18 protein-coding genes are annotated in these 26,666 nt (G+C 28.7%); 16 read left to right on the forward strand and 2 right to left on the reverse strand.

The genetic code is table 11. The features are described 5' to 3' along the window. Positions 1-102: 102 nt before the first annotated feature. The 15 genes from NQ543_RS02985 to rlmD all read left to right on the forward strand — a co-directional run bounded on the left by NQ543_RS02985 (position 103) and on the right by rlmD (position 21,630). Entirely contained in the window at positions 103-975 is an 873-nt protein-coding gene (locus NQ543_RS02985; RefSeq protein ID WP_004610215.1) for an aspartate carbamoyltransferase catalytic subunit, read from the forward strand. Beyond that, positions 968-2,236 (forward strand): dihydroorotase, encoded by a 1,269-nt coding sequence (locus NQ543_RS02990; RefSeq protein ID WP_004610216.1) that lies wholly within the window; start codon positions 968-970, stop codon positions 2,234-2,236. The genes NQ543_RS02985 and NQ543_RS02990 overlap by 8 nt, the downstream gene beginning before the upstream one ends. Before the next feature lie 11 nt (positions 2,237-2,247). Then, positions 2,248-3,003, forward strand: coding sequence for a dihydroorotate dehydrogenase electron transfer subunit (locus NQ543_RS02995; protein WP_004610217.1), 756 nt, complete (start codon positions 2,248-2,250; stop codon positions 3,001-3,003). Continuing rightward, a complete protein-coding gene (locus tag NQ543_RS03000) occupies positions 2,996-3,913 on the forward strand; it encodes a dihydroorotate dehydrogenase (RefSeq protein ID WP_004610218.1) in 918 nt (305 codons plus the stop codon). Before NQ543_RS02995 ends, NQ543_RS03000 begins: the two co-directional genes overlap by 8 nt. A gap of 95 nt (positions 3,914-4,008) precedes the next feature. Further along, positions 4,009-6,153: an ATP-dependent helicase gene (locus NQ543_RS03005; protein WP_004610219.1), complete on the forward strand. Its 2,145-nt coding sequence runs from the start codon at positions 4,009-4,011 to the stop codon at positions 6,151-6,153. Positions 6,154-6,792: 639 nt separating this feature from the next. Next, positions 6,793-7,518 carry a hypothetical protein gene (locus NQ543_RS03010; RefSeq protein WP_004610220.1) on the forward strand — a complete coding sequence of 242 codons (726 nt, stop codon included), beginning with the start codon at positions 6,793-6,795 and terminating at the stop codon, positions 7,516-7,518. Positions 7,519-7,547: 29 nt separating this feature from the next. Continuing rightward, positions 7,548-7,892: a hypothetical protein gene (locus tag NQ543_RS03015; RefSeq protein ID WP_004610221.1), complete on the forward strand. Its 345-nt coding sequence runs from the start codon at positions 7,548-7,550 to the stop codon at positions 7,890-7,892. Positions 7,893-8,185: 293 nt separating this feature from the next. Next, positions 8,186-12,994: a TIM-barrel domain-containing protein gene (locus tag NQ543_RS03020; RefSeq protein WP_004610222.1), complete on the forward strand. Its 4,809-nt coding sequence runs from the start codon at positions 8,186-8,188 to the stop codon at positions 12,992-12,994. 221 nt (positions 12,995-13,215) lie between these two features. Further along, the gene (gene ligA, locus NQ543_RS03025; protein WP_039904468.1) at positions 13,216-15,210 is read left to right on the forward strand and encodes an NAD-dependent DNA ligase LigA; all 1,995 of its coding nucleotides are present in this window, start codon (positions 13,216-13,218) and stop codon (positions 15,208-15,210) included. A gap of 44 nt (positions 15,211-15,254) precedes the next feature. Next, entirely contained in the window at positions 15,255-16,328 is a 1,074-nt protein-coding gene (locus tag NQ543_RS03030) for a CamS family sex pheromone protein (protein ID WP_004610224.1), read from the forward strand. 9 nt (positions 16,329-16,337) lie between these two features. Then, on the forward strand, positions 16,338-16,628 hold the full coding sequence (gene gatC, locus NQ543_RS03035; protein WP_004610225.1) for an Asp-tRNA(Asn)/Glu-tRNA(Gln) amidotransferase subunit GatC: 291 nt from the start codon (positions 16,338-16,340) through the stop codon (positions 16,626-16,628). Continuing rightward, positions 16,628-18,076, forward strand: coding sequence for an Asp-tRNA(Asn)/Glu-tRNA(Gln) amidotransferase subunit GatA (gatA, locus tag NQ543_RS03040; RefSeq protein WP_004610226.1), 1,449 nt, complete (start codon positions 16,628-16,630; stop codon positions 18,074-18,076). The genes gatC and gatA overlap by 1 nt, the downstream gene beginning before the upstream one ends. Positions 18,077-18,081: 5 nt before the next feature. Continuing rightward, a complete protein-coding gene (gene gatB / locus NQ543_RS03045; protein ID WP_004610227.1) occupies positions 18,082-19,515 on the forward strand; it encodes an Asp-tRNA(Asn)/Glu-tRNA(Gln) amidotransferase subunit GatB in 1,434 nt (477 codons plus the stop codon). Positions 19,516-19,564: 49 nt separating this feature from the next. After that, positions 19,565-20,248 (forward strand): hypothetical protein, encoded by a 684-nt coding sequence (locus NQ543_RS03050; protein ID WP_039904472.1) that lies wholly within the window; start codon positions 19,565-19,567, stop codon positions 20,246-20,248. Between the two features lie 32 nt (positions 20,249-20,280). After that, entirely contained in the window at positions 20,281-21,630 is a 1,350-nt protein-coding gene (gene rlmD, locus NQ543_RS03055; protein WP_004610229.1) for a 23S rRNA (uracil(1939)-C(5))-methyltransferase RlmD, read from the forward strand. Between the two features lie 398 nt (positions 21,631-22,028). Here rlmD and NQ543_RS03060 read toward each other — a convergent pair whose 3' ends face one another. Further along, positions 22,029-24,299 (reverse strand): hypothetical protein, encoded by a 2,271-nt coding sequence (locus NQ543_RS03060; RefSeq protein ID WP_004610231.1) that lies wholly within the window; start codon positions 24,297-24,299, stop codon positions 22,029-22,031. A 321-nt stretch (positions 24,300-24,620) separates the two neighbouring features. On the opposite strand from NQ543_RS03060, the gene NQ543_RS03065 reads away from it, so the two are divergent. After that, the gene (locus tag NQ543_RS03065; RefSeq protein ID WP_004610233.1) at positions 24,621-25,166 is read left to right on the forward strand and encodes an ArdC-like ssDNA-binding domain-containing protein; all 546 of its coding nucleotides are present in this window, start codon (positions 24,621-24,623) and stop codon (positions 25,164-25,166) included. Between the two features lie 89 nt (positions 25,167-25,255). On the opposite strand, the gene NQ543_RS03070 is transcribed toward NQ543_RS03065, so the two are convergent. Continuing rightward, positions 25,256-26,373 (reverse strand): IS3 family transposase gene (locus tag NQ543_RS03070; RefSeq protein ID WP_148344849.1). Its coding sequence is split into 2 segments (ribosomal slippage): positions 25,256-26,127 and positions 26,127-26,373, totalling 1,119 coding nucleotides; the frame shifts between segments, so codons are not numbered across the junction. Between the last annotated feature and the right edge of the window lie 293 nt (positions 26,374-26,666).

Here is a 26,666-nt window from a genome sequence, read left to right on the forward strand (position 1 = left end):
TATTTGATATGATGTTTAAAGAAAGAAAATACGTCAACTGGGTATAATAAATATTATTTCCCAATTATACCTCGTTAGAGGTATTTTTTATGGAGGAAAAAGATGAATATATTTACATTAAAAGATTTTTCAATTGCAGATATTAATCAAATTTTAGATGAGGCTGAAGAGTTTAAAAATGGAAAAAAAGTTGATTATCACGGAAAAAAAGTAGTGGCAAACTTATTTTTTGAACCTTCTACTAGAACCCATTATAGTTTTGATAAAGCAGCATATAATTTAGGATGTCGTACTCAGAATTTTGAGGCAGGTAATTCTAGTGTGCAAAAGGGAGAAACACTTTATGATACAGTAAAGTTTTTTGAATCGATAGGATGTGATGCTGTAGTAATTCGTCATCCAAAAGAAAATTATTTTGATGATTTAATTGGAAAAGTTAGTATTCCAGTAGTAAGTGGTGGTGATGGAACAGGTAATCATCCTAGTCAATCGTTACTGGATTTAATGACTATTCGCGAAGAATTTGGTCACTTTGAAGGATTAAAAATTGTTATTGTTGGTGATATAATTCATTCTCGAGTTGCTCATAGTAATTTTGAAATAATGCAACGACTTGGCATGGAAGTATATACAAGTGGTCCTCGTGAATTTGAAGAACCAGGTTATAATTATGTAGATTTTGATTCAATTTTACCTGAAGTGGATATTGTGATGCTTTTGAGAGTACAACATGAACGTCACCAAAATCTAATGAAATTATCTAAAGAAGAATATCATAAATTGTATGGTTTAAATCAAGAAAGAGTTAATAAAATGAAAGAAAGGGCAATAATAATGCATCCTGCTCCATTTAATCGTAATGTTGAAATTGCTGATGATATTGTTGAATGTGATAAGAGTCGTATTTTTAAACAGATGAAAAATGGGGTATTTGTAAGAATGGCATTATTAAACAAGGTATTGAATAATGACTAAAATATTATTTAAAAATGGTAATGTGTTTTATCATGGTAGATTACAAAAATTAGATGTATTAATTGAAGGAAAAAAAATAATTGAGATAGATGAAAATATTGATGTTGCTGATAAAGTAATTGATTTAAAAGGAAAATTATTAACTGCAGGATTTGTTGATTTACATGTTCATTTAAGAGAACCAGGTTTTGAACATAAAGAGACAATTGCAACAGGTACTAATTCTGCAAAATATGGTGGTTATACTCATTTAGTTGCAATGGCTAATACAATTCCTTGTATGGATGATGTTGAAACGATTAAGGATTTTACTAACCGAGTAGAAAAAGATGCTAAAGTGCATACTTATACATATAGCGCAATTACTAAAGAATTAAGAGGATTAGAATTAGTTGATTTTAAAGCTAATAATGAAGAAAAAATAGTTGTTGGATTCTCTGATGATGGTAGAGGTGTTCAATCAAAAGAGATGATGGAAAAAGCAATGAAAGAAGTAAAAGCAATTGACTCAATTATTGTAGCTCATTGCGAAGATGAGAGTGAATTGCAGCCTGGTGCTTGTATCAATGAAGGAAATTATGCAAAAGAACATGATTTAGTGGGAATTAATAATGCTTCTGAATATAATCATGCAATTCGTGATCTAAAATTAGCAGATGAGATTAAAAATCGTTATCATATTTGTCATATCTCTACTAAAGAAACTGTATTGGCTCTAGCTAAAGCTAGAGAAACTAATAAATTAGTAAGTGGTGAAGCTTGTCCACATCACTTGATTTTAACTGATGAAAATATTAAAGATTTAAATCCTAATTATAAAATGAATCCACCTTTAAGAAGTAAAGCTGATTTAGAAGCATTAATTAAAGGAATAAATGATGATGTAGTGACAGTTATTGCTACTGATCATGCACCTCATGCAATTGAAGAAAAAAATAAACCAATTGATAAAGCTCCTTTTGGAATTATTGGTAATCAACATGCTTTTAGCTTAATGTATACATATATTGTAAAAAAAGGGTTAATTTCTTTAGAAAAAGTCCTTACTTGTATGTCATTAAATCCTGCTAAGATCATTGGAATTGATCATGATTTAGAAGTTGGAAAAATGGCTAATTTTGTAATTTTTGATCTTGATGAAGAATATACAATAACTAAAGATAATATTAAGTCTAAATCGATTAATACACCATTTTTAGATACTAAGTGTTATGGGGTATTAAAATATCATGTTTTAGATGGTGTAGTTAGTGAGATATAGGAGGAAATATTATGGCTAATTTACAGGGAATAATGAAAATAATTAGTATTAAAAATATTGCAAATGATGTTTATGAAATGGTTTTAGAAGGTAAAGGAGCTAAATATATTAGTGCTCCTGGACAGTTTATTAATATTAAAATAAATGATAGTCTACAACCATATTTACGAAGACCAATGTCAATTAGTGATTATGATGATAATCATATTACAATTGTATTTAAAGTTGTTGGTGAAGGAACTGAAATTTTAAAGAATAAAGAAATTGGTAGTATGCTTGATTGTCTAATTGGACTTGGAAATGGATTTACAATCAAAGATGGTAAAGCTTTATTAATTGGTGGTGGTTTAGGAACTCCTCCTTTATATAATTTAGGTAAAAAATTAAAAGAACAAGGTATTGAAGTAACTACTGTTTTAGGATTTAATAGTGCAGCTGATGTTTTTTATCAAGAAAAATTTGCAGAATTTTCAAATGTTTATGTTGCAACAATGGATGGAAGTTTAGGAACAAAGGGAACAGTTATTGATGTTATTAAAAATGAACAAATAGAATTTGATAATTATTATAGTTGTGGACCAGAACCAATGTTAGATGCTTTAGCATTAAATTATCCAGAAAATGGACAATTATCTTTTGAAGCAAGAATGGGATGTGGTTTTGGAGCGTGTATGGGATGTTCATGCAAAGTTAAAACCAAACCATATAAACGTATTTGTGTTGAAGGACCAATTTTATATAGTGAAGAGGTGATTGTAAATGGCTAATTTAAAAGTATTTTTACCTGGTTTAGAGATGAAAAATCCAATTATTCCTGCTAGTGGAACTTTTGGATTTGGATATGAATTTTCTAAATTTTATGATATTAATATTTTAGGTTCAATAATGTTAAAAGGAACAACATTAGAACCACGTTATGGAAATCCATTACCTAGAATTGCAGAAGGCCCTAGTGGTTTATTAAATGCAATTGGTCTTCAAAATCCTGGGGTCGATGCAGTAATGAATGAAGAATTAGAAAAACTAAGACCTTTATATAATGATAAAGTAATTGCTAATATCGGGGGTAGTGCACCAGAAGATTATGTAGAAACAGCAAAACGTTTATCTAATCATGATATGGTTGGGGCTTTAGAATTAAATATTTCTTGTCCAAATGTACATAGCGGTGGAATTCAATTTGGAACTAATCCAGAAATGGCTGCAGATTTAACTCGCCGTGTTAAAGAAGTTTCTAAAGTTCCAGTTTACGTAAAATTATCACCAAATGTTACTGATATTGTAGCAATGGCAAAAGTTGTTGAAGAAGCTGGAGCTGATGGAATTACAATGATTAATACCCTAGTAGGAATGCGTTTTGATTTTAAAACAGGAAAACCAATTATTGCTAATAAAACTGGAGGATACTCAGGACCAGCAATTTTCCCAGTTGCTTTAAGAATGGTTTATCAGGTAAGTCAAGCAGTCAAGATTCCTGTAATTGGAATGGGGGGAATTCAAAGTGCTCGTGATGTAATTGAAATGATGTCAGCGGGTGCCAGTGCTGTAGCAATTGGATGCCAAAATTTAATTGATCCATATGCTTGTAAAAAAATAATTGAAGATTTAGAAGTATTAGTTGAACAACTAGGAATTGATGATATTAATGATTTAGTTGGACGTTCACATAAATTTTGAGTTAAAAAGCTGTTGAAAAAATAAATAAAGCTCAACAGCTTTTTAGTATCTTTTTGAATTTACATGAGTTATAATGATTTAATGGTGGTGATTAGATGGATTTAGATAAATTATTAAATAAAAATCAAAAAGAAGCAGCTACTTATCTTGATAGTCATTTAAGAATAATAGCCGGTGCGGGTTCTGGTAAAACACGTGTTATTACATATCGAATAGCATATTTGATCGATGAAATTGGGGTTGATCCAAGAAAAATTTTAGCGATAACTTTTACTAATAAAGCAGCTAATGAAATGAAAGAAAGAGTTGTTGATTTATTGGGTGTTCATGCTTTAGGTTCATTGATTTGTACGATTCATTCATTATGTGTAAGAATTTTAAGACAACATATTAATGTAATCAATTATCCTAGTAATTTTACTATTATGGATGAAGAAGATCAAAAAGCATTAATTAAAAAAATCTATAATCAATTACAAATTGATGCAAAAACAATTAGTATAAAAAGCATGATTGCAACTATTTCTAATTATAAAATGGCAAACATTACACCAGAAAAAGCATTAGAATTTGCTGGTTCATTTCAAGGAGAAATAAAAAAAGCAAAAGTTTATAAAGAATACTTAGAATATCAAGAAAATCATTTTTTATTAGATTTTGATGATTTGTTATTAAAAACGGTATATATTTTTGAAAACTATCCTGATGTATTAGAAAAATGGCAATATCGCTTTCAATATATTCATGTTGATGAGTTTCAAGATGTTGGTAATATTGAATATCGTTTAGTTAAATTAATGTCAGATAAAGCAATTACATGTGTTGTTGGAGATCCTGATCAAACAATTTATTCATTTAGAGGTGCTAATGTTAACTATATTTTGGATTTTGATAAAGATTTTAAACCATGTAAAACAATTGTTTTAAATCAAAATTATCGTTCAACAGGAAATATTTTAAATATATCTAACTGTTTAATTAGAAAAAATAAAAATCGTTTAGAAAAAGAATTGTTTACTGAAGCTACTGGTGGTGGTGAAGTTATTCATTACACTGCTAAAAATGAACAAGATGAAGCAGAGTATATCTGTAGTGAAATTGAAAAAATAATTAATGATGTTGATGGTGTAAATTATCGTAATTTTGCGATTTTATATCGTGCAAATTATTTATCACGAACAATTGAACAATGTTTAATTTCTCATGGTATTGATTATCGTATTTTTGGAGGATTGAAATTCTTTAGTCGTAAAGAAATTAAAGATGCATTAAGTTATTTACAATTAGTTTGTAATAGTGAAGATTTAGCATTTGAACGAATAATTAATGTACCAAGTCGTGGAATTGGTAAAAAAACAATAGAAAATATTCAAGCTGTTGCTAGAAATAATAATGTTAGTTTATATGAAGCTTTAACATTATTTAGTGATCAAATAAAGTTATCTTCAAAAGCCAAAAAAGAAATTAGAATATTAGTAGCTGCTATAGAAAAAGCTAAACAATCTAATTTACCTTTACATGAGATGTTTGAAAATCTAATGAATGATATTGGTTATATTGAAATGTTAAATAAAAATTTAGAAGAAAATCGTATTGATAACATTCATGAGTTACAGCGATCAATTTATGAATTTGAAAGTCAAAATCCTGATCTTGCTACAATTGAAAATTACTTACAAGAAATTGCGTTATATACTGATAGTGATGACAATGATGATAGTCAATATGTAAGTTTAATGACAATTCATATGGCAAAAGGTTTAGAATTTGATTATGTATTTGTACTTGGTTTATCAGAAGGAATTTTTCCAAGTTTTAGAGCATTAAGCGAATCTGATGAAGGTATTGAAGAAGAACGAAGATTAGCATATGTTGCTTTTACTAGAGCTAAAAAACAGCTTTATCTAACTGATAGTGAAGGGTTTAGTTTTGTTACTGATTCTCCTAAAATATCAAGTCGTTTTGTTGAAGAAATTGGTAAAGAAGGAATAAAACATATAGGCACAAGACCTCGCTTTAAAACTTCTAATTATATTAACACTAATTTAAGTAAAGATGAATTAATAGGAAATAATCAAGTCAGTGATTGGGCATCAGGTGATTTTGTCATGCATGATACATTTGGAAAAGGTGTTGTTGTTAAGGTTAATGGTAATACACTTGATATTGCCTTTGAATTACCAGCAGGATTAAAAACATTAATGGCAGGACACAAGGCATTGAAAAAATTAACTAATTAGCACTCAAAAGAGTGCTTTTTTAATTTGATAGAAGTTTAGAATTATCAAAAAATAAAACTATAAGGCTAAAATAATGTAGATAAAAATATAAAAAATTACTATTTTTATCAATTGTATCATTCATTATATAATTTTATTCCTATGAATTTTTTAAGTATCTAATTTGTCATATATTCTTTATACTCGTATGATTCGTATTTAATTAAAAAAGAGTATATTAAATATAAAATATTGAAAACATGAATCAATTATAGCTAAGAAAATAGAGATTATAAGAACTAAGCTTTTATACCATTTAGTTTTATAGAAATTGTTTTTTATTTAATAAAATCGGATTATGCTGTGAATATTTAATTGTTATTTAATATATATGATAGATATTTTTTGAAATGATTTCATTTATTATATTATTTATTGAAACTCTTATTATAACATATAAATTTATGGAAAAAAAGTATATTATTAAACATAGGACGATTTACTATTTTTTGAGGATGAATTGTTTATGAAAATATTTGATAATAATTGATTATTTCAGTATAATTTAATTGTCAAGGAAGTATATAAAAGTTGGGTATAAAGTTTAATAATTATTAAACTTTATGTATAGAGATAAATTATATATGGGAGAGGAGTTGAATGTGGATACGTATATATCTCATAATATTAGGAAAGGATACAGATATAAAAAAAGTTTTTTTATGCGTTTTAGTTGTAGCATTATCAGTTATTAATATGCAAATAGCAGTTGATGCATATAATCAAAATATAATTGCAGAGCAACTTTATGATACTGATGTTAAAAATTATCCGAATATTAATAAATATCTTGATATTATTTTTTCAAAAAATACAGATAATATAAGTATTTTTGATAATTCAGATAACAATATTACTGATGAATTTATTTCAAATAATTTGGGTAAAAATAGGCAGGAGATTATTAATGAATTTGCATATGGAGATTATACTCTTATTGTAAAAGATGAAAATGAAATAAGAAATATATCTACTAGAGTTTCTAGTGGGGTTACAAGAACAACTCCTCATATTTACAAAATTTTAAAATATAATGGGCGTCCAACATCAAATGAATTTGGTGGATATATACGAGCTACATGTTGGTTCAATGATGGAATTGGGAAATATACACGTACTGGAACACCGTATATTCATAATGGTTCATTAACTTCTGGAAATGTAAATGATATAGAAATAAAATACACTAAAACAATTTTAAATGATTCAAGAAAAGTAACATATTCTAATTTTAGTATTCGTGTTTATGATGAACAATTTGGAAATAATAGTGGCATGGGAATTTATTATGACAAAGAAAGTATTAGTTATAAACTAGTATTTTAACATTTTATTTTTAGAAATAGGGGATAATTATGTTTTTAAAAAAAATCAATTTAAAATCTTTTAAAACGAAAGTTATAATTTTTTTAATTGTACTTCAAATACTATCTTTAATTTTGATAGTTAGATTATATAATTCTAGTGACATTGGAAAGTCATATCCTATGGGAAGAGAACTTTTAGAATATGCATTTATTGGCGATAGATATGATGTTAAAATATTAGATTCTGAGGGAAATGATATAACTACTGAGTTTTTAGAAGAAAATAAAAAATATTATATCGCTGATGATTGGGATAAGATTATGGATAATTTTGTTAAGGAATCAGGTAATTTAATGACAGATGATAAATATGACAAATCTATTAGTAGGTGATAAAGTAAACAATTATAATAATTACAAATGAAAATGTAACGATCTAAGGTTAATAGTATTGCTTTTGAATTATCTGTAAAAACATTAATGGTAGAATATAAGGCATCGAAAAAATTAACTAATTAGCACTCAAGAGAGTGCTTTTTTCATTTTTTGAAAATAATGTGTACGATTTTTGTAAAAAAATTACAAAATTTATAAATTGTAACCACTTACAATTATTTGTTATTATAATAGTGGGTCGTTAACATACTTTATAAAGAATAATTTTAAAATAGGAAAGGAGAAAGGCAATGAAAAGATTAAAGAAATGTCTAAGTTTGATACTTGCAATAGCTGTATGTATGTCGACGTTTTTTGCTTCGACTACAAGTTTAGAAGTTATGGCTGCAAGTGAAAATGAAATTGGAAATTACACTGATTTTAATAACAGTGATGATGGAAATGTTATTATCTTTAATGTAGATAATGCCCAAGTGAAAGTTGAATTATGTACAGCAAGAACGCTCAGAGTTCAATTGTCATTAAATGGTAATGATGGATATCGTCCTGAAGACCCACAATACTATATGGTACAAAAAAATGAATGGCCATTAGTAAATAAAACAATTGAAGATAAAGGGGACTATATTCAAATTTTAACTGATCAAATTGAAATTAGAGTACAAAAAAATCCATTTAGAATCGGAATGTATGATTTAGATGGAAATTTAATTAGTAAAGACTCTGATGATCAAGGGATGTACTGGAATGATTTAGGAGTTAGAGGAGTTAAAAAGACTGAAGGTAGTACAAATGCTGGGGGGATTTTTGGATTTGGTTCAGGTGATCATGGTAGAAGAAGTAATTTAAATCGTTATGATCAAGATTTTTCTGAATTTTCTATGTCTCATGGTCGAGTTATAGCTCCATTTTTCATGAGTACAGTAGGATATGGTATTTTCTTAAATACAATTGAAAAAGATACTGCATTCTATAAACATGGTGGAGGATTCCAAACTAAAAATTATTTAGATTATTATTTTATGTATGGACCTGATTTTAAAACTATTTTAAATGAGTATGCTGAAATTACTGGTAGAATGGAATTATATGGAAAATGGGCTCATGGTTTCATGTTATCTAAATATGGTAATGATAATGCGACTCAAGCAGAATTTTTAGAATGGATTCATCGTTTAAGAGACGAAGATTATCCAGCTGACTGTTATGTTTTTGACTATGGATGGCGCGGTGACGTTGCTGATAATGGGGGAAATCAAACAGGTGCCGGTCAAAAATGGGGAAAACAAATGTGGAACAATGATAAGACAAAGTTCCCAGATATCGATGCAATGTTTAAAGAAGCCGATGCACTTGGCTTTAGAGTAGGTTTACATAACAACGCAGGAACACCTGAAGCTTCTGGGGGAGCTGAATTATACAAACCAGAAAATGAAGCAAGATGGGTAAAATCTTACATGGATAGCGTTATTACAACTGGATATGGTGATTGGTTCTGGCCAGATGAATTTGATGTATTAGGAAGCAATACAGCTCCAACATTCTCATCTAAAGGTGCTTATGAAGCATGGCAAGAATATACCGATCAAAGTCGTCCAATGTTTATAACTCGTGGAAGTTATGCTGGACAACATTATGCAACTGCATGGTCTGGCGATATTAATCCAACTTCACAGGAATTGACTAATCAAATTGGATTTAGTATTGATTCTGGTTTAATTGGATATTGGGCAAGTTCACATGATTTAGGTGGATTCATGAAACGCCCAAGTGATGAATTATATACACGCTGGGTATCTGAATTTGGAGCATGGAATGGAATTATGCGTACTCACGGTCATGATGGACGTGAACCATGGACTTACAGTGAAACAGCTCAAGAAACTTTAAGAGAAAATTTAAAGATTCGTTATGCATTATATCCATATACATACTCTTTAGCATGGCAAGGATATAGTCAAGGTGTACCAATCATGCGTGCAATGCTACTTGAAGATGATAGCCAATATAATCCAGATGCATGGGATTTAAATGAACAATATTATTATGGTGATTATTTCTTAGTAGCACCTGCTGCTGATACTAAAGATACAGTTGTTTCAGTTTGGTTACCACCTAAAACAACATGGTATAATTATTATACAGGTGAACGCTATGAAGGTGGCGAAAATGGAAAAACAATTAGAGTAGCTGCTAAATTGGATGAAATTCCAGTATTTGTCAAAGCTGGAGCAATTATTCCAATGGGACCTGAAGTTGACTACGCTGATGAAAAACCATTAGATCCACTTACATTAGATATTTATGCTAAAGGTGAAAGTAGCTTTACATTATATGAAGATGATGGTCAAACTCGTGAATATATTACCCAAAATGCTTACACTACTACAACATATGATTGTATAGAAAATGGTAGTGAAATTGATTTTAAAATCAATGAACGAGTAAATGGAAATGCAGATGTATATACACCTGTAGATAGATCTTACAATTTAAAATTCAATCATATTGAATCATTAGGAAATGTTACTATTAACGGTAGTGATATTAGTCGTGTTAATTCATTAGATGAGTATAATGCAACTACAGAAGCATATTGGTTAGATAGTGAAAATAACATTGTATATGTAAAAACTAAAGATACTGGTAAAGAAATCAATGTTAAATTATTAGAAGTTGTACAAAAAGAACCTGAATTAGGTGAAGAAGATGAAAGTCTTCCACCACAAGAAATTAATGATGGTGATGTTTATGAATTAGAAGATGCAACTTTATTACCAGTAAGTGGTGATAGTCTTACTGTTGATACTGAATGGAAAGGTTATACAGGAACAGGATTTGCTAAAGGATTTAAAGCAGAAGGGGATGCACTTGAATTTACTGTTGATGTACAACAAGCAGGAGATTACAATCTAGTTTTAAATGTTAACAATGGAAAGAAAAATGATCCTAAATATGATAATAGTCCACGTCAAGGTACAATGTATCTAAATGGTCAAAAATTAAAGGATTTTGAATTTGAAGTAACTGAAAAATGGGGCGAAACAGTCAATGGCGTAAAACAAGGGGTATGGAAGAAATATACAATTGAAAATGTGTCAATGAGTGAAGGTGTCAATACATTTAAATTTGTTGCTGAAGGTGATAGGAATCCAGGAAATTATAATTTAGATTCACTTACATTTAATAAAATCGATCGTTCTGTTGATGCATTTAGTCAAATCGAAGCTGAAAATGCAAATAGTTATGAAGGGTTTGAAATCACTGAAGATCAAGTAGCTAGTGGTGAAAAAGTACTTTCTACTACTACTGATGGTGCATGGTTTGGATTTAATGAAGTTAAAGGTGAAAATAAAGGTGGAATAAAAATTCGCTTAAAGAGCAGTACTGGTGGAAAACTTACAGTATATGAAAGTGGTGTCGGTGATAAGATTTTAGCTACAATGGATATCCCAGCTAATGATGAATGGACTACTTATGAAATATCATCAAAAGATACAGACGTTACTGTAAGTCCAATTTACTTAGAATTTACTGCTTTAGAAAATAGCGATTTTAAATGTGATGTTGATTGGTTCAATTTCGTACCAAAATTACCAGAAATTAATCCAGGTGATATCTTTGAATTAGAAGATGGAGAAGGTATCACAGATTCAGCAAATAACCGTTTAAGAGTAGATACAGAATGGAAAGGATATTCTGGTAGCGGATATGTAGCAGGATGGAAAGATGTAGGAAACTACGTTGAATTTACTGTGGATATTAAAGAAGCTGGAACTTATAACTTAGTAGTAAACGCTGGATGCGGTAAAAAAGGTTCATCTATATATGATGACACTCCAAGAACTGGAGCATTATATATTAACGATGAAAAAGAAAATGATTTTGAAATTCAAGTAACTCCTACATGGGGTGACAGTAATAAAAATGGTGATTGGAACGAAGTTACAATTGCAAATGTTGAATTAGAGGCTGGTAAAAATACGATTAAAATTCGTAGCGAAGGTGATGTAAACCCAGGAAACTTCAATCTTGATTACGTGCGCTTTGATAAAGTAACAACATATCAAATAAATGCAACAAGTAATGATGAAACAATGGGAACTGTAACAATCACACCTGAAAAAGATAGTTATGTACAAGGTGATGAAGTAACATTAACTGCTAAACCAAATGAAAGATACGAATTTGTAAACTGGACATTAAATGGTGAAGTAGTTAGCATGGATGCAGAATATAAATTCACTGTATCATCTGATGCAAATTATGTAGCTAATTTTAAAAAAGTGGTTGTTGATAGTGATAAAACAGCATTAAAGATTGCAATTGATCTAGCAAATGCAATTACTGATGAAGATTTAGCTAATGTTGTACAAGCAGTAGTTGATGAATTCATTGCGGCTAGAGATGAAGCTAATGCAATTTACAATGATACAAGTGCAACACAGGCAGAAGTAAACGCAGCATTTGATCGTCTTGCAAGTGCAATGCATATGTTAGACTTTAAACAAGGAGATAAAACAGCATTAAAAGCATTTATCGATAAAGTTAGTGGATTAGATTCAAGTAAATATTCAACAGATACATGGGCAACATTTGAAACAGAATTAAATGAAGCAAATGCTGTATACAACGATGAAAATGCAATGCAACCAGAAGTAAACAGTGCATATGAAGAATTAGTAAAAGCATTCTTGAACTTAAGATTAATTCCAGATAAGAGTTTATTAGAAGAGTTGATCAATCAAGCAGAAGGATTGGACAGTGCAAACTATACAAAAGCATCATATGCTGTAGTAGAAAATGCTTTATTAACAGCAAAAGCAGTATATGAAAATCCAAATGCAACACAAGAAGAAGTAAATAGTGCAAAAGATGTATTAGAAAAAGCAATCAATAGCTTAGAAGCAAATACAACAACATCAGTAGATAACACAGCAAGTACACCGATTGATAATACTGTAAAAACACCAGTAAATAATGGTGATACAACTGCAAGTGTAAAAACAGGTGATCAAGCACTAGTAGAAACATTAGTAGGAATTACATTATTATCTGTTGCAGGATTTGCAATACTTAGAAAAAAAGAAAAAGATTAATAGTATTAAAGGGAACTAGTTAATATAAAACTAATTCCCTTTTTTGATAGATTATCGTAAACTATTTAAAGACAATATAAATTTTATTTTTAATCTAAATAAGTTAATTGATTTTATAAATTGTAAAAAACCGTCAAACTGTCGGTTTTTTGATAAAATATATATTTTTGTTTTATAGTCAATTTGATTTTGGTATAATATTATGGATTAGGAGTGAAAAGATGAGTGATTTAAATAGATATAATGAACTAAAACAAAAAATTATGTATCATAATGATCGCTATTATAATCAAGATGATCCAGAAATAAGCGATTATGAATATGATATGATGATGCAAGAATTAAAAGCTTTAGAAAAAAAACATCCAGAATATATAACAGAAGATTCACCAACTCAAAAAGTAGGTGGTGAAGCTAAACGTGAAGCCGGAGTTCTTGTAAGACATAATGTACCAATGTTATCACTTCAAGACGTGTTTTCTAAAGAAGAGGTAGAACAATTTGTTAAAGATATGCAAGAACAGCTTGATGATCCAACATTTGTTGTAGAATATAAAATAGATGGATTATCACTTGCATTAAGATATGTAAATGGTAAATTAGATGTTGCAATAACTCGTGGTGATGGAATTTTACAAGGTGAAGATGTTACAGCTAATGCTAAAGTTATAAAAGATGTTAAGAAAAAATTAAAGGAACCAATTGAATATTTAGAGGTTCGTGGTGAAGTTTATATGACTAATGAAGCATTTAATCAAGTAAATGAAATGCAAGAAATAAAAGGTAAAAAAACATTTGCTAATCCACGTAATTGTGCAGCAGGAACACTTAGACAATTGGATAGTAAAATTACAAAAGAAAGAAATTTATCAATGTTTGTTTTTAATATTCAAGATGTCCGTGGTAAACAATTTGTTAGTCATAGCGAAGGTTATGAGTATTTAAAAAAACAAGGAATTAAAGTTATTGAAAATTATAAAATATGTAAAACTGCTGATGAAGTTTGGCAAGCAATTGAAGAAATTGGTGAAAACCGCGATAAATTAAAATATGATATTGATGGTGCAGTAGTAAAAATAGATAATTTTGAAGATCGTAGAAAATTAGGAAATACTGCTAAGGTTCCGCGCTGGGCAATTGCTTATAAATATCCTCCTGAAGAAAAAGAAACTAAACTATTAGAAATCGAACTTTCAGTAGGAAGAACAGGTAGAATTACACCAACTGCTATTTTTGAACCAATTCGCTTATGTGGAACAACAGTATCAAGAGCTACCTTACATAATCAAGATTTTATTGATGATTTAGATATTCGTATTGGTGATACGATTGTGGTTTATAAATCTGGCGAAATTATTCCTAAAGTTAAACGTGTAGTCAAAGAAAAACGACCAACCAATAGTGTTCCTTATGTAATCGGTGATCGCTGTCCAGTCTGCAACGCTCCTGCAATTCGTGAAGGAAATAATGCGGATATAAAATGTACTAATCATAGTTGTCCAAGTAAATTGGTTAGAAATATTGTTAATTTTGTAGGAAGAGATGCAATGGATATTAAAGGTTTTGGTTTAGCGTATGTGGAGACTTTAGTATCTTTAGGATATATTAAAGATTTAAGTGATATTTATAGTTTGATTGGTAAACGTCAGGAACTATTAGATAAAAAAGTTATTGGTTTAGTTAAAAGTACTGATAATTTATTAAATGCAATTGAAAAGAGTAAGAATAATGATGCTAGTAAGTTACTTACAAGTTTAGGAATTAGTAATGTAGGAAAATCAGCTGCAAAGAATTTAATGAAAAAATTTAAAAGTATTGATAATTTAATGAATGCTAGTTATGCTCAATTAATTGAAGTAAATGATATTGGTGATATTAGTGCTATGGCAATTATTAATTATTTTAAAAATCCTGATAATCGCATAGTAATCGATAAGCTTAAAAATTATGGTGTAAATATGAAAATCATTGAAGATCAAGATAGTGATGATCGTTTTGATGGAATGACTTTTGTTGTTACAGGAACGCTCCCTACTTTGTCAAGAAAAGAAGCAAGTGATATAATTGAAAAGCATGGTGGTAAAGTTTCGGGATCAGTATCTAAAAAAACAAATTATTTATTAGCTGGAGAAAATGCAGGGAGTAAATTAATAAAGGCGCAAAGCTTAAATGTTAAGATAATTGATGAAGAAACTTTATTTGAGATGGTTAAGTAGTAAAAATAATGTTATAATGCACTAGTACAAGGAGGAATTGTAAGATGAAGAAAATGACTATTTTATTAATTTTTGCTTTGTTACTTACAGGATGTCATGATGCAAAAGAGAAAGTTGAAAATCAAACTGCAAATGATGTTTCGACTACTGATAGTTTAGATGATACTTTTTATCGAGTAGTTAATTTTAATACAAATTTAAATCGTGATAATTATTATACTTCTTTTGGACAAACTAGTGATTTTCAAACAATAGGTAGAGAGTTACAAGTTTTATCGACAGAACATTTTTCAACAGATGATTATTATATGTCATCTGGACAATATTTAAAAAATGAAGATATGGATAAATTACTAAGACGTTCCAGTGATCCTAAAGAATATCCATATACTTTACAGGTTCAAAGAGGTGAGTCAGTAGGAGGCATTCAAAATCCAATTATGGTTTCTACTGTTCATGAACAAGATTATTATTTAAGAAAAGGCGATGAATATGTAATAAGTGGTATTTCACTTGCAATTGTACTTGATCCTCGTAATGAAGATAATTCACGTTTAACAACTTCTATGGATGATCAAATAGTTGAAGAATATGGTCGTCAAACGATTAGTAAGCTTTATGAATATTTACAAACAAAAAAGGATTTGAAAGATGTTCCTGCTAATATTTGTGTTTATTATGCAACAAATACTAATGAAAGTACAATTAATGGTCGATATATTTTAAAGAGTTATTGTGATGGTAGTGTTGGAAATACTGAAACTTTAAATTATCATAATTATATGTTTTCTAGTGAAGAAGCGACTTTAGCTGATGAAGAAGTTGCTTCGCAATTTGAAATATTTAAAAGCAATATGAAAAAGGCTTCTACTGAAGCAGTTGGAGTAATTGGATATGGTCGTTATAAAGATAATACTATTCAATCAATGAATATTAATTTAAATGTCAATGTAAAAACATATGAAGAACTAATTTATTTAGTTTCTACAGCAGCAGATGAAGTCGATAGTCAATTTACTGGCTTTGATGTAAAAGTATTAGTATATTCACAAGATAAATTAGAAGCAATTATTATTAGAAATAAAGGCGAAGAGGCTAAAAGTAGTTTATTATATTAGGAGAAAATTATGGAAAGTAAAGAAGAAATGTTAAAGAAGTTAGGGTTAAAAACTATGTTTAATATTAGTGATGAAGAAATGCCTGAACTTGTAGAAGAATATGATATTTTTATGAATCATGTATCTGTGTTGGAAAAAATCGATACAACAGGAGTTGAACCATTAGCATACCCTTATGAAATTGAAACAAGCTTTTTACGTGAAGATAATCCAGTTGATGTAATAAGTTTAGAAGATGCATTAGCTAATGCTAAAAGTGTTCAAGAAAATCAAATTAAGGTACCAAAGGTGGTGGGATAATGGAAGTATATTCAATTGAAGAATTACATAATTTAATTATTAATAAAGAGATAGATTTAAATAAATATTATGAAGAATTATTTGAAGAAGCAACTTTACAACAAGAAAGATTAAATGCTTTTGTAACAATTACTAAAGATGAAGCTTTAAAAAATATTAAAGAGCTAGATGTAAAAGAAGATGAGCTTTTAAAAGGGATACCTGCAGTATTTAAAGATAACTATAATACCAAAGGCATTAAAACTACTGCATCTAGTAAGATGTTAGAAGATTATGTTCCAGTATATAATGCTACTGTTGTAGAAAAATTATATAATCAAGGAATTAGTTTAGTTGGTAAAGCTAGTATGGATGAATTAGCAATGGGTGGAACAAATAAGTCAGCTTTAACAGGACCGGTGTTTAACCCATGGGATTCAAGTAGAATTGCTGGAGGATCATCTGGAGGAAGTGCTGCTCTTGTAGGATGTGGTCTTGTGCCATTTGCCTTAGGTAGTGATACTGGCGATTCAATTCGTAAACCGGCTGGTTTTTGTGGAATTGTTGGTTTTAAACCAACATGGGGAAGAATCTCACGCTTTGGAGTCATTCCTTATGCATCAAGCTTAGATCATGTTGGAGCTTTTACTCGTAATGTTCGTGACATGGCAATTGTTACTGAAGCTTTAGCAGGTCGTGATGATCGTGATATGACATCAAGTAATCGTCCTGTACCACATTATTTAAAAGACTTAAATAGTGATATTAAAGGAATTAAAATTGCTGTTTTAAAAACAGTAAGTGATGAAATTAGAAATGAAGATATAAAAAATAATTTTGTTCATGTTGTTAATACATTTAAACAATTAGGAGCAATTGTAGAGGAAGTAGAAATTCCAAATCATTTAGCTAGAGCTATTTTACCTACATATACAATTATTGCAAATAGTGAGGCAACAAGTAACCATTCATGTTTAGATGGAATTAAATATGGTGATCGTCAACCTGGTAATTCAACTGATGAAGTAATGATCAATTCTCGTACAGATGGTTTTGGAGCTCACATAAAACGTCGTTTTATTTTAGGAAATCTTGCTTTAGCAACTGAAAATCAAGAAAAAATGTTTAGAAAAGCACAACGTGTAAGACGTTTGATTGTAGCAGAATTAAATAAAATTTATCAAGATTATGATATTATTTTAACACCTAATGGAGGTAGTGTTGCTCCTAAATTAGATGATGCTAATGATGATCGTTTATCTGATGAATACATCATTTTAGAAAATCATTTAGCGTTAGGAAATTTTGCAGGAACACCAAGTTTATCATTACCTTCAGGTTTTAGTGAAGGAATGCCAATAGCAGTTAATTTAATGGGACGTTTATTTGAAGAACAAACGGTATTTAATGTAGCATATGCTTTGGAACAAGCCTTAGGTTTTGCTAATCAATATTCAAGAAAGGGGTAGGGAAGATGAATTTTGAAGTAGTTATTGGATTAGAGGTTCATTGTGAGCTTAAAACAAAATCAAAAATGTTTTCAGGATCCCCTGTATCATTCGGTGAAGCTCCAAATACAAAAGTTAATGTTGTTGATATGGGAATGACTGGAGCAATGCCAGTTTTAAATAAATCAGGTGTTGAATATGCAATTCGTGTATGTGGTGCTTTAAATATGGAAATTGATGAATTAGTATGTTTTGATCGTAAAAACTACTATTATTCTGATTTACCTAAAGGTTTTCAAATTACTCAAGATCGTAGACCAATTGGACGCAATGGAACTATGAATATTGAAGTTGATGGACAAAAACAAATAATTGAAATTGAAAGATTGCATATGGAAGAAGATACTGCTAAGCAGTTCCATTTTGATGATTATTCATTAATTGATTATAACCGTGCTGGGATTCCATTAATTGAAATCGTTACAAAACCAACAATTAGAAGTGGTAAAGCAGCAGCTGCATATTTAGAAAAACTTAGACAAATTTTATTATTTACTGATGTTAGTGATGCAAAAATGGAAGAAGGATCAATGCGTTGTGATGTCAATGTTTCAATCCGCCCATTTGGTAGTGATAAATTTGGTACTAGAACTGAAATTAAAAATTTAAATAGTATTTCTAATGTTCAAAAAGCAATTGAATATGAAGTTGCAAGACAAGAAAAAGTGTTAATTACTGGGGGACAAGTTCTACAAGAAACACGTCGCTTTGATGAAGATAAAAAAGAAACAGTTGTAATGCGTGCTAAAGGTGATGCGGTTGATTATAAATATTATCCAGAACCAAATATTTTACCAATTCGTCTAGATCATCAATGGGTTCAAGATATTATTGCTAATATTCCAGAAATGCCTGAATCTAGAGTAGAGCGTTATATTAATGAATATAAGATTCCAAAAACTGATGCTTTGATTTTAGTTCAAACAAAAGAAATATCTGATTTCTTTGATAGTATTGTAACTTATACTAAGCATTATAAGATTGCATGTAACTGGTTATTAGGTGAAGTACAGGCTTATTTAAATAAAAATAATTTAATTATAAGCGATACTTTATTAACACCTGAGTATTTAGCTAAAATGATTAATTATATTCAAGATGGTACGATTTCTAGTAAACAAGGTAAGAAGGTCTTTGAAATATTAATGGCTGAAGGTAAAGATCCTGAAGTAATTATTGAAGAGAATAATATGAAACAGATTTCTTCTCCTGAAGAACTTACTAAAATTATTAATGAGGTTTTAGATGCTAATCCACAATCTATTGAAGATTATGGTAATGGTAAAGATCGTGCAGTAGGTTTCTTAGTTGGACAGATTATGAAGAAAACTGGAGGGCAAGCTAATCCTGGACTTACTAGTAAGTTGTTAATTGAATTGTTAAAAGAAAGAATTTCTTAATGTACAAATATTTTAATATTTGATACAATGGTTGAAGGAGGAACTAGATATGTCTCATAAAAGATTCGTTTTTGATGATGAAATAGAAGACTTACAACCATCTAATATTAAAGAAGATACTAGTAAATCTTTAAATAAAGAAGAAAAACCGATGAAAAAATCTAAACAAAAGAAAAAAAGTAATAAAAAGAAAAGAAAGTTTAAGAAGCGTTATCTTTTATTAATTCTGTTAGCTTTAATTATTGCATTTGTAGTTTATGTGTTTATTGCTGGTGGAAACGATGGACCTGTTTATGGAGATCGTTGTGCTTCTTTAATTGCAATTGATAAAGATAAGTTAAATAATGTAGAAGATAGTATTAAAAATAGTGATCCAAGTATTGATACAGTTGAAATTGAAGTTGATTGTCGTATTATTAAAATTACGATGAATTTTGTTGATAATACTGCTTCTGATAGTGCTAAACAATTAGCTACTAATGCTTTACATACTTTAGATGATGCATTAGGTAATGAAAAAAGTAATGAAGAAAGTCAGTATAGTGATTTACTTGGAATGGCTAATGGTAGAGGGCAATATAATGTTGAATTTGTTTTAACTAGTAATGGTGATAGTAATTTCCCTATTTTTGGAACAAAACATCCTAGTAGTGATGAAATCAGCTTTACTGGTACAAATGTAGTTGATCAAGAAACTACTGATCAAGTTTTAAAGAAAGATTCAACCCAATAGACGAGCAATGCTCGTCTTTTTAGGAGGAAAAGATGAAGAAAAATGATTATTTTTATGGAGAATGTATTGATTTAACTCATGATGGACAGGGTGTTGTAAAAGTTGATAATTTTACTTATTTTGTAAAAGGGATGTTAGTTGGTGAAACTGGGAAACTTAAAGTTATTAAGGTTTTAAAGAATTATGCGATTGCAAGATTAATTGAATTGGATAATGTATCTAAATATCGTGTAGAACCAAAATGTCCAGTTTTTAAACCATGTGGAGGATGTCAATTACAACATTTGAATCAAGAAGGTCAAATGTTATTTAAGACTAAAAGAGTTAAAGATTGTTTAGAAAGAATTGGTAATTGTTTTGTTGAAGTTAATGATTGTTTAATGATGGAAGATCCATGGTATTATCGAAATAAAGTACAAATGCCAATAGGGGTAAAAGGAAATAGATTAGTTACAGGATTTTATAAACAAAAATCAAATGAAATAATTCCATGTGATGAATGTTTTATTCAAAATAAATTATCTAATCAAATTACTAAACGTGTAAAAGAGTTAATGGAAAAATACAAAATTTATCCTTATGATAAACTATCTCATCAAGGGAATATAAAGCATATCTTAACTAAACATGGTTATCATAGTAATGAAATTATGTTAGTTTTAATTAGTTATCTTGATAAAATAAATAATGTAGATAAGTTAGTAGCTGAAATTACTAAAGAATTTTCGATGATTAAAACAGTGATTCAAAATATTAATCATCGAATTGATAATGTTATTTTAGGAGATAAAGAAATTATATTATTTGGTGATGGTTTTATTTATGATAATTTATTGGATAATAGATATAAAATATCACTTAAATCATTTTATCAAGTTAATCCCATTCAAGTAGAAAAGCTTTATCAAAAAGCAATTGAATTTGCTAAGTTATCAAATGATGATGTTGTTTTAGATGCTTATTGTGGGATTGGAACAATTGCATTATCATTAGCTAAATATGTAAAGAAAGTATATGGTGTTGAAATTGTTGATACAGCAATAAATGATGCTAGAAATAACGCTAAGTTAAATAAGATAGAAAATGTTGAGTTTAAATGTGATGATGCTGGAAAATATATGATTGAATTAGTAAATAATAATATCCATCTTGATGTTGTTTTTGTTGATCCACCAAGAAAAGGGTGTTCTAAAGAATTTTTAGATTATTTAATTCAAGCTAAACCAAGTAAAATAATTTATATTTCTTGTGATGTTGCAACTCAAGCTAGAGATATAAAATATTTACAAGAATTTAATTATCAAGTAGACATGTGTCAACCAGTTGATATGTTCCCACATACTACTCATATTGAAAATATAATTAGATTAGAGTGCATGTAAATCAACATTTTATCGTGATTGAAGATGATGAAATGTACTCTATAAGCAACAAAATCAAGGCTAAAAACCTTGATTTTTTGTATTTCTTTATAAAGCTTATTAATTATTAGGGTATATGTATAAACATTTTTTGAAAGATTTGAAATTTATATCTAATATCTTTTTTGTCATATAGATATCCATTTTGTACAGTGTTGCTAATGTACCAAAAGTAAGTCGACAATCATGTGGCAGATGTTTCATGTTTAATTTTTTCATGTGAAGAATTAATAAGAAGATAAAATCCCCTTTATTTATCGTGCTTTTTATTTAGTCATATAATTTATTATGAATTTTATACGAATTTAAACAAAATTACAGTTTTTTGATCAAACTATTTCAGCTTTAAATGCTACGAATTAATTTTCTACTTCCTCTTTAGCATTTTCAATAGAAGAAATTATTATCTCTAACCGTCTTATTAACATATATAAAGCTGATAATGATACCTTAAACGCAAAAAACATTGATTCTCCAGAAAGATACTCTCTTCCATGAATACATTCATTTCTAATATTAAGAGAGTTGCCATTATACATATAATGATATATAAATAATAAATCAGGTACAACTTCAAAACTCTGCGTTTCAAGATAAGCCTTTTCTAATATTAATCGTAATATAGAACTTGGATCTTTACTTTGCATAAAATGCTTTTCATCTTCCTTAAATGGAAAAATATTATAGATTTTTCCTATTTTTTTTATCATAATCTCAATTATAGGAAATAATTGTGTTAAATGAGCAAGCTGTATATTTTCTTCATAATCTATTAACGTAAAATCATCTTTTAATTTTTTTCTTACAATATCATAAAGTTCTTTTGTTTTATTAAAGAAACCAAAAGCAAATCTCGCATTTTGTGTCATTCTTCTGTGGAATTCTTTAACATATTTTTCAGTATCCAAAATATTTAAAAACCTATAGCCATAATCTTTTTTTATATTTTCAATTATTGTAGTTGTTAATCTATCAACATCATGTTTTTCAATATCAAAAGTCAATTTTTCATCTATAGGAAAAGTTTTATCTAAAGAAACTCTTCCTATCATAGCACTTAAAGGATTACTAGATATAGATTCCATGTTTTCTATATATTGTTGTGTTTGTGTAATAACACATATATTTGCTAAAGAAAAAATATTATCTAATACATTTTTATTAAATAATTCTATTACTTCCGTCTTCATTTCAATCTCATGACTAATACTATGTAATTTAGAAACACAAAAATCATAATATTGTTTTTCCCATAATTCTTGAATGCGTATCATTTCATATTTTATATATTCTTTATCAATATTAGAATTACCATTAAGTCTTGTTAAAAATAACATATAATTGATGAACAAGGAAGCACATAAAATATCATCAGAAGATATAATATATTTATCAAACATTTGACTATTTTTTACTAAATATTTATTATTGATTGATTTAACATTATCCTTATCTAATAAATATTTCGAATAACTGTAAACATCAGATATTGAATCCAAATAAGTAAAACAACTTTGATAATATTCCTTTAAAATTCTTCTTTGTTTTTTAGTTAAAGATATTTTATGTCTATCTAATGTCATAATTTCGTCTATGTCTTCAATCGACGAAAGTTTAAGGAAAAAATCTTTTACTTTTGAGCTATTTAAATATTTGTCTTCAACTAAACAAGCAATAATGTTAAATGATGAGTTATTATACTTTTCTACAACAGTAGTAGAGTTATCGTAATTTTCGATAAACAATCCAATGTGTCTATCTATTGTTGTTTTAGAAGGCATAGCTCCAAACATCATATATCTAACAGATTCAATTATAAAATCAGAAATATCATTACTAAAGTATTTCTGCATTTCTTCTAATCTTTTCTCAGTCCATTGTTTATAATCAGGAGTAGTAGAATCACCTGAAGAGAACAATGGGATAATTTTCCTGTCTTCGAAGCTAATACTCAACATATCTAAAATATAATTTTCTTCCCAAGTAATATTGGCTGGTCTTTCAATTCTATTAAAATCAAATGCATCAACTTGGATTATTTTATCTCGACAACTTTCAAGAAAAGTTGTATCAGCAGGATAAACTATTGAATTAACGTTATCACTAAATATTCTTTTAATCTCGTCCAGTTTTTCTATGTTTATGGTTTCAAAAAATTGTAAAATTTCTTCCTCATACAAACACAAAGAATCCATTTTTAATAATAATGACATATTTTTTTGAGTTAAAAGACTTAGATCAAATAAATATTCCGTTTCATTATCTTGATTCTCAAGTTTTGTTATCCAAACAATCAAAAAAAGAGCTTTTGCAAAATTACTACTGATTATATCATCGATTTCATTTTTATCTCTTTTACCTAAATAGAACTCAACAATAACGAATACTTCTTGAAATATAAAATTTTTAAACTCTATATTATTAGGAGTACATTCAACAATATTGACAAAATAAGAAAAAACCTTAGATATAATTGGTTTTTGTGTTAAAAATTCATCGAAAGAATTAATATCATTTATTTCAAATTTTTCTTGAATTAAATCAACAAAAAATTGCCATTCTTTTGAACGATTAAGATAGTTTTCATAAAATTTTACACGTTCTTCATGGCCCAAATAATTATTAGCCATATAGCATCACTCCTTTTGCTTATTTTTAATAATTATATCAAATCCAGAAAACTCAATATAGTATTTTGATAATTACAGTGCATTTTTTGATCTATTGATTTTCGATATTATATGATTATATAATTCAATTATAAGTTATTTGATTTCTGATTTGCTCAGAATCTCTCATTTAGGAAGTATAGATTAATAAGTCATATTTTAAAAATTAGGAATGAAACAACACAGGCGGATCCTTTTTGTCTTTTTTGTTGTTTCAAAAAAGAGGAACAATTATTATGGTAAAATCAAATTATTATACAACAGTTGCTCAAAAAAGAAAATATGGATAACATCCTTAATTATTTAGAACAAGGTGTAAGAGATACTTTTAATACTGAGCTATATAAAAAATATCTTCAAGTTTGCACTGTATATCTATACAGTTTAAACAACATTATTTTAATTCTTACACAATTCCCTCAAGCATATATTATTAAGTCGTATGTAGATTGGAAGAAGTGTAATGCTAGTGTAAAGAAAAATGGAAAAGAGAACAAGGTTATTATACCTAGACTTTATCAGATAGATAAGGAAGTTATTACTAAAGATGAAGATGATAATGAAACTTTAGAAACTATAACTATTGATCGCTGTGGATTTACAATAGGATATGTTTTTGATATTACTCAAACAACATTAGAGAAAACTCCTACACTAGCACAGGAATTAACTGCTGATTCAAATTATATACAAGATATATTAGACAATTTAATCTTGTCTGATAAAACCATTAAATATAATGAAAAATTAGCAAACACTCAGGTAACCGGATATTATGATCCTAAGAACAATACTATCTGTTTAAGAACTGATATGGCATCAAGCTAAAAGTTGAAAACACTAATTCACGAATCAGCACACAGACTTCTTCACAAGAATATACATGATTGGATTGTCAACACTTTTTTGGACAATTTCTATGAGAACATCCTAAATTCAACTGGTGTCTTATAGCCAAGTGAACCATGTATCCTCACATTATTATACCAGTTTACATAATCAAATAATTCTAGTTCCAGTTCTTCAAAACTTTCAAACCTTTTATTAAATGCAAACTCTGTTTTTATAATTTTATATGTTGCTTCAGCAACTGCATTATCATACGGACATCCTTTAGCACTTAATGACCTGTTTATATTAAATGCCTTTAATGCATTTTCAATATCTTCATTTTTGAATTCATTTCCTCGATCACTGTGAAACAAATCTATTTTTCGTAAATCATATTTTATTGAATAGAGTGCTTTTTCTACTAACTTGGCATTTTTATTCTTACTGGCTGCATATCCTACAATCTCTCTGTTATATAGATCTAACATAAGACATATATAATTCCATTTTCCATCCACATTAACATACGTCAGATCACTAACTACTACCTTCATTCTCTCTTTTTGATTAAAATTACGATTGAGTCTATTTTCTATATTATCATTATTACATGCTGCGTGATGTACTTTATACTGTTTAACTGTATAGCTTGATACTAAGCCATTTTCCTGCATAATACGTCTAATTCTTCTTTTACTGACAATATGGCCCAGTTTAGCCAATTCTATTTTAATCTTTCTTGAACCATAGTTGTTTCGACTGTTTTTAAATATTTCTTTTACTAAAGCAGTCAGATAATGATCATTGGATTTTTTCTTATTTAATTTATTATTACGATTATAATATAATGATGATCTAGGTATATCTAGTAATTTACACATTGCGCTGACCGGATATTTATCTGCATTGGAAATGATAACATTTATTTTCGTCCCATGATCAGCGCTGCTTGCTTTAAAATATCATTTTCCATCTTCAGTCGCTGATTTTCCTTGCGGAGTCTGATTAGTTCTTTTTCTTCATCACTGCGGTTGTCCTCGACATGGAACGAACCAGTATTATTGTACTTTTTGATCCATGAAGATAAAGCAGATGGAGTCAGTTCATATTCACGAACCAGCTCAGCTCTTGGTTTTCCGCTGTTGTATAATTCGACCATTTTCTGTTTAAATTCATCACTGTAAGTTCTTCTTTCTCTTGCCATTTCAGATTACCTCATTTCTTGATTTTCTATTGTAACAGTTCTCTTAAAAACTGTCCAATTTAGTGTAACCTATCCAGATATTAATAGAAGAAAGGCTGAGGTAGAAGCCGAGTCTTATGCGTATGTAGTTTCGTATCAACTTGGTCTTGATACCTTAAGTTATTCATTTGGATATGTAGCATCATATTCAAATGGAAAACTACAAACATTGAATACTAGTCTTGAGCGTATTAAAAATACTAGCCAAGCTATCCTAAGCTGGATAATCAGCGCCTTTTAATTGAAAGAGCATT

It is taken from the genome of Thomasclavelia spiroformis DSM 1552 (assembly GCF_025149465.1).
GTDB classification, from domain to species: domain Bacteria; phylum Bacillota_I; class Bacilli_A; order Erysipelotrichales; family Coprobacillaceae; genus Thomasclavelia; species Thomasclavelia spiroformis.